The following is a 6,721-nucleotide window of genomic DNA, read 5'->3' as shown; positions in this document are numbered from 1 at the left end:
AAATTGCAGGGTGAAACCAGCTTCGACGAAGCAGGAATTCAACGGTAAAGCTAGCGAATAGTTTTACATAAGTTTGAAGGAACGGATTGTACCTGAATGGGGTACGCCGCCGAGCAGGCCCGGTGGCGATATTCCGAAGGTGCCGGCAGGCGCCGGCGCCCAGGATTGCGAGTTGCTATCAGCGCTTGGCGCGACGACGGCTCAGCGAACCGGCGCCGATCAGGCCGGCCAGCATCAGGGCCACGGTGCCTGGTTCAGGCACGGCTGCCAGTTCGTCCTGCAGGATCGGATCGGCTGCAGGCAGGGCGATGGCGCCGCCGCCGATACCGGTGCCGGTGCCCGGCAGAGCTGCATTGCCACCGCCGACGCTGCCGCCGGTGCCGCCACCGACGACGGTGCCGCCGCCGATCGCACCGCCACCACCGACGGCATCGCCGCCACCGATCGCGCTACCGCCACCGACTGCGCCACCGACCGCGCTGCCGGCGCCCGGGATCGCTGCGCCGACGCCAGGATTGGCGCCGACCACGATCTTGACGCCGTCGCCGTCGTTGATGACCGAGGTCGAGTTACCGTAACGGGCAGCCAGCAGGCCGTTGCCGGCGCTCAGCAGGTAGCTGGCGTCGATGCCTTGCTGGACGAACAACTTCTGCGCGTCGCTGGACGACATGTAGGCGCTGGCGTTACCGGCCAGGGCGTTGGTCAGGTTGGCGCTGTTGCCGGTGCTATGCGCGATGCCGCCGACGAGGCTGACATCACTGCCGAGCACGCCGGAGGCGAGCACGTTGGTGCCGTTGGCTGCGGTCCAGCCATTGACGAAGGTCGGTTGCGACGCGGTGCTGACCACATCTGCCTGGGCAGCGCCGGCGCTTGCCAGCAGAGCAGCAACAACAAGGTGGCGAATTGACATGGAAGAAACTCCTAAGATAAGTTGGCATTATTTTTTTTACAACTACAAATTGATCGTAGCATACCGACTAAAAACTTAACTTTTCTCAGGAATCGAATTGTGCTTGCGTGCTTACTGCTGAGATTTGGCACAAACATGCCAAGAGGTTATCTCCCGTAGGATATTTTTCTTGCATATCTACCGAAAAGCACAATCTTTAAATTGTCTTTTTGTGATATTGGCGGCAAGGTTTTTTGCAGTTTTACCATGCTGCTGATGCATTTTCGCCGCATGCCAAAAAACAAGCGGTTGAATGCAAAACGGCCGCTCCCCGAGGGGAGCGGCCGTTGTCATAACAGCAGGCTGGCCTGTCGCCGGCCCGATGACGCGTCAGTTGGCTTTCGCCGTGGCGCTCGCCATGTACGGCATCGCGCGCGACGCCAGGCGGGTATCGGTCTTCAGCATGCCGGCCTCGTCGGCCAGGATGTTGGCCGCCTCCTGCAGGATCACGTCCTTGGCGTCCTTGGCTGCCTTTTCGGCCGCCAGCTCCGCCTGCAGGTTGCGCTCGTCGGCTTGCAGGCCGTCGTCCTGGCGCGGGGTGCCGCGCAGGGCTACCACCGATTTCTCGGCCTTGGTCGGATCCGGCGTTTCGGCGCGCTTTTCCTTGCTGCCCGGGCCGCTGGCCGGTTCGTCCGGCGTGGCAGTATTGCCGGCCAGGCGTGCCTCGCGCATCTTGGAGCGCGCATCCTGGGCGTCGCGCTCCTTGCGGCGCACCGCTTCGTTCAGCGAGATCGCGTTTTCCTTGCGCAGCTTGAGCACCTCGGCGATGTCTTCCTGCAAGAACTGGAAGTCCTTGTCCTTGGCGATACGCGCCTCATGACGCTTCTGCAGCGGCGCCACCAGTTCCTTCAGGTCGCCCAGCGGCATGTACTGGGCCGGCTTGATCGACACCCACGGCAGCGCGTTGTCATACGACGATTCGCCGAAGTTCTCGATGTCGGCCAGCACCGGCAGCTTGATGTCCGGCGTCACGCCGCGCAGCTGGGTGGTGCCGCCATTGATGCGGAAGAACTGGGCGATGGTCATCTTGAGTTCGCCGTAGCGCGCCTTTTCGTTGGGCGCGAAGCGGTCCAGGTCGATCAGGGTCTGCACCGTGCCCTTGCCGAAGCTCGGCTCGCCGATGATCAGGCCGCGGCCGTAATCCTGGATCGCCGCCGCGAAAATCTCGGACGCCGAGGCCGAGCCGCGGTTGATCAGCACGCCGACCGGACCGTCCCAGGCCAGGCCGGCCTTGGTGTCGCTCTCGACTTCGACGCGGCCTTCGGCGGTACGCTGCATCACCACCGGACCCTTGTCGATGAACAGGCCGGTCAATTCAATTGCCTCGGTCAGCGAACCGCCGCCGTTGTTGCGCAGGTCGATCAGGACGTTGTCCACCTTCTCTTTCTTGAGTTCGGTGAGGATGCGCTCGACGTCGCGGGTGGCGCTGCGGAAGTCCTTGTCGCCACGGCGGCGCGCCTCGAAGTCGAGGTAGAAGGTCGGCAGCGAGATCACGCCGATGCGGCGCTCGACGCCGCCTTCCTTGACCTTCATGATCGATTTCTTGGCAGCCTGCTCTTCCATGCTGATCTTCTTGCGCACCATCGAGACGCTGACGTGCTTGGCGTCGACGCCGCCGTCGCCCGGGATCACGTCCAGGCGCACGGTCGAACCCTTCTCGCCGCGCACCAGCGCCACCACGTCGTCCAGGCGCCAGCCCAGCACGTCGGTGAAGGCGCCATTGCCCTGGGCCACGCCGACGATGCGGTCGCCCACCTTCAGCTTGCCCGACTTGTCGGCCGGGCTGCCCGGCACGATTTCGCGGATCACGGTGTAGTCGTCGCGCGACTGCAGCACGCAGCCGATGCCTTCCAGCGACAGGCGCATGGCGATGTCGAAGTTGTCGGCCGAGCGCGGACCCAGGTAGTTGGTGTGCGGCTCGATCGCGGTGGCATACGCGTTCATGAACATCTGGAACACGTCTTCGTTGTTGAGCTTGCGGATGCGGCTGACGTAGTTCTCGTAGCGTTTATCCAGCGTCTCGCGGATCGACTTGTCGTCCTTGCCGGCCAGTTTCAGGCGCAGCCAGTCGTTCTTGACGCGCTTACGCCACAGGTCGCGGATCTCGTCTTCGCTCTTGGCCCACGGGGCCTTCTCGCGGTCGAGCTGCAGGGTTTCGTCGGTATTGAAGTCGAACCTGGTCTTGAGCAGGCCGCGCGCATAGGCCATGCGCTCGGCGAAGCGCTGCTGGTACAGGTTGTAGATTTCGAACGGAACCGTCAGGTCCTCGTTGTTGATGGCGTCATCCATCTTGGTGCGCTGCGGCCCGAACCGATCCAGGTCGCCTTGCACGAAGTACAGCTTCTCGCTATCGAGCGAATCGAAATAATTGTCGAAGATCTTGACCGACATCGCGTCGTCCAGCGGCACCGCCTTGTAGTGATAGCGGCCCAGCACGCGCGAGGCCCACAACGCGGCTTGCGTCTGTGCAGCGATCGGCTTCATCTGGGTGGCGGTCGGCGTGCCGCCGGGGGCGGGAGCGGCGGGCTTGGCGGCAGGCTTCTCGGTCGCAGGCTTGGCGGGCGCCGGCGGCTGCACCACGGCGGCCGATTTTTCGGGCTGCGCGGTCACCACATGGGCCGACATGGCAAACGCCACGGCGGCGATGAGCACGTGCTTCTTCATTCTCTGTTTCTCCGAACGGGGATCCTGTTGCGGTAGCGGAGCGGGCGGCAAGCCCGGCGTTCCGCGCTGTGCGGTCCATTCTACAGGATGAACCCACGGTGCAGAGGCGGCTTATCCCGCTTGAATATGGTGGAAAGCGAAATATTAAGGCTGGCATAAGCCAGCCGCAGCGCGGATGTTTACGCTTTTACAAGACCGAACAGCGCATCGCGGAAGAACCAGGCGCCCCCAAGCAGCGCCAGCAGCGGCGCCCACGGCCACGAGCGCGCCGCCAGCTTCCAGTCCACCGGCGACGGCCAGAACGACAGGAACTGCGGCGCCAGCGCCAGGGTCAATGTCAGGTCGAGCGGCTCGAACTGCCAGCCGCCGCGGGTGCGCCACCAGGCCACGCCGAGCGGCAGCAGCAATACCAGCAGCGGCGCCAGCGCGCTCGGGGCCGCGTTGTACCAGCGCAGGTTGGCGAAGGTGACCGAACCGAGTTCCCAGTTATGACCTCCCTTGGGGCGTTTGATGCGGCGCGGCACCACGCTCATGCCGATCGGCTCGGCATTGGTCAGCAGCCCGGCCGAGAAATGCGCCAGCTCATGAAACAAGGTGCCGACCGCAGTGAACACGAAGAAGGCGGGATGGGCGGCGGCGCCGATCCACATCAGCAGCGCCAGCGCCATCGAAGGCGCCAGGTACAGCAGCATGTCGAGGATGGACGGGGCCTGGGCGCAGGCCAGCGCCGGGAGCCAGGCGCTGCAGGAGAGCAGCGAGGCCATGGCTTATTTTGCGTAGAAGCAGCGACCGCAGGCCTGGCGGTAGCTCTCGTTGCCGCCGATGCTGACCTGCTCGCCTTCGCGGATGCGGCGGCCCTGTTCATCGACGCGGATGTTCATGGTCGCCTTCTTGCCGCAGGTGCAGATGTTCTTGATTTCCTCGATGTCGTCGGCCAGTGCCAGCAGATAGGCCGAGCCGGGGAACGGTTCGCCGCGGAAGTCGCTGCGCAGGCCGTAGCAGATCACCGGCACGCCGCGCACCTGGGCCAGCTGGTGCAACTGGGCGACTTGAAGCGTGGAGAGGAACTGCGATTCGTCGACCAGCACGCAGGCCACGTCCGGCACGTTGTCGAGGAAATTGGTATTCGTGTCGAACACTTCGGCCGAGCGCTGGGCACCCAGGCGCGAGGTGATCAGGCCGACGCCGTAGCGGTTGTCGATCGCCGCGGTGTACAGCTTGACCTGCTGGCCCTGCTCTTCGTAGTTGTGCGCGACCTGCAGCAGGGCGGTCGATTTGCCGGCGTTCATCGCCGAGTACCTGAAATAGAGTTTGGCCACTGCCCTGTCCTGCCTTGCTGGTCGCGTAAATAAAACGGTGAAACGAGGCCGCGATTATAGCAAGCAGGAAATACCGCCGACCAGAGGAACCGGCGGCCTCAGCCGATCGGCTGGGCCGGGTTGCCGGCCACCTGGGCGCCTGCCGCCACATCGTGCGTGACCACGCTGCCGGCGCCGATGATGGCATCGTCGCCGATCGTCACGCCGGCCAGGATGATGGCGCCGCCGCCGATCCAGACATTGCGTCCGATCGTCACCGGCCGCCCCGATTCGAAACCGGCGCGGCGCAGCGACGGGTCGCGCGGATGGTCGGCGGTGTAGATGTGCACGCCCGGTCCGATGCGGGTATCGTCGCCGATCGTGATCGGCGCCACGTCGAGGAATACGCAATCGAAGTTGATGAACACGCGCGAACCGAGCGAGATGTGCCAGCCGTAGTCGCAGTGGAATGGCGGACGCAGCGTGGTGCCCTGCCCGGCGCGGGCGATCCGTTCCAGCAGCAGCGCCTGCCAGCTAGCCTGGTCGCCCAGCGCCGCGTTATAGCGCGCCAGCCAGGCGCTGGTGGCGGCCTGTTCGGCGCGCAGTTCCGGGTCACTGGCGTGGTACTGCATACCCGCCAGCATCTTCTGCTTCTCAGTCAAATCCATGTGCTTGCCTTTATTGCCTTACATTCCCGGGTGGTACTTGCGCTCCAGGTTGCGCTCGATGTCTTCCTTGTAGAACAGCACGTCCTTGAACTCGCCGCGTGCATACATCGCGGCCTGGTCGTCGAAGTGTTTCGATGTCGGATCGCTGCTCTGGCCGCCGGCCAGGATGCTCTTGGCGCGCACCTTCGGACCGAACTCGACCACAGCGACGAAGCTGTTGCCGCGGTCGCCGTAGATGCGCTTGGTCTTTTGCTTGGCAACCATGCCGAACGAGGCCAGCGAACCCCAGTTGGCCGACGGGAATGCCACCGGCCAGCTCGGCTTGCTGTCATCGTACTGCTGGTCGACGTCGCCGCTGATGCGCTGGAAGCGGTTGATCTCGCCCCATGGCGTGCGCCAGCTGCCAAAGTCCTGGGTCAGTTTATCCGAGGCACGTACCAGCGCATCCAGGCGCTCGGCCGGGCTCAGGCGCTCGGCGATGTAGTCGACAACGGGAATACGCTCGGCGCGCGCGCGGGCGCCGTGCTCGGCCACCATCTGCTGGCCCCAGTAGATCGCCAGCGAGGTCGGCACCGAATCGGCGGCGTAGCGCATGTTCCAGCCGCGCAGCGCGGCGATCTGCTCTGTCAAGGCGGCCTGGCGCGGGTCGCTGGCGTGCAGCGCCTCGTGGTCGGCCACGACTTTCGGCACCAGCGGCTCGAAGGCTTGCAGGCGGGTATCGTAGGAAGCGGCGATCAGGCTGTCGATGGTGACGCCCTTTTTATCGTGCACTTCCTTGAACACGCGCGCCGCGTTGCGTCCGCGCGCATTCTCGGGCAGCGACCACATATAGGCCGGGTAGTTCTTGCACACCGGGCTGCTGGTACCGGCTGCCGTGCACGGCCAGTTGTTGGTGTTCAGCAGGTAGCCGCTGGCCGGGTTGAACAGCGTGATGGTGTCCTTGATCGCGTGCAGGCCCTGCCATTCGGTGGCCGGCGTGCTGCCGTCGACCGGACGGGTCCAGTCATAGGCCGGGTTGCGCTTGGGGACGAAGTTGCCGTGGAAGTAGGCGATATTGCCCTTGGCATCGGCGTACACCGTGTTGTTGGACGAGTTGGTGCGCAGCTCCATCGCTTCCGTAAACGCGGCGTAGTCGCGCGCCT

6 protein-coding genes are annotated in these 6,721 nt (G+C 64.4%); all 6 read right to left on the bottom strand.

Features of this window, described 5'->3' with window-relative positions; genetic code table 11:
• Positions 1-178: 178 nt before the first annotated feature.
• On the bottom strand, positions 179-910 hold the full coding sequence (locus RTQ83_RS24085) for a PEP-CTERM sorting domain-containing protein (RefSeq protein ID WP_312520552.1): 732 nt from the start codon (positions 908-910) through the stop codon (positions 179-181).
• 369 nt (positions 911-1,279) lie between these two features.
• Positions 1,280-3,613: a carboxy terminal-processing peptidase gene (locus RTQ83_RS24080; protein WP_312520549.1), complete on the bottom strand. Its 2,334-nt coding sequence runs from the start codon at positions 3,611-3,613 to the stop codon at positions 1,280-1,282.
• 179 nt (positions 3,614-3,792) lie between these two features.
• A complete protein-coding gene (locus RTQ83_RS24075) occupies positions 3,793-4,377 on the bottom strand; it encodes a hypothetical protein (protein WP_312520546.1) in 585 nt (194 codons plus the stop codon).
• A gap of 3 nt (positions 4,378-4,380) precedes the next feature.
• Complete coding sequence (locus RTQ83_RS24070; RefSeq protein WP_312520543.1) at positions 4,381-4,932, bottom strand: thymidine kinase; 552 nt, start codon at positions 4,930-4,932, stop codon at positions 4,381-4,383.
• Between the two features lie 98 nt (positions 4,933-5,030).
• The gene (locus RTQ83_RS24065; protein ID WP_312520541.1) at positions 5,031-5,579 is read right to left on the bottom strand and encodes a sugar O-acetyltransferase; all 549 of its coding nucleotides are present in this window, start codon (positions 5,577-5,579) and stop codon (positions 5,031-5,033) included.
• A gap of 18 nt (positions 5,580-5,597) precedes the next feature.
• The coding region (locus RTQ83_RS24060; RefSeq protein WP_312520538.1) for a penicillin acylase family protein at positions 5,598-6,721 on the bottom strand (1,124 nt) is incomplete at its 5' end.

It is taken from the genome of Massilia sp., from assembly GCF_031995545.1.
Taxonomy (GTDB): domain Bacteria; phylum Pseudomonadota; class Gammaproteobacteria; order Burkholderiales; family Burkholderiaceae_D; genus Telluria.
This window is presented reverse-complemented; position numbering and strand designations above follow the sequence as displayed.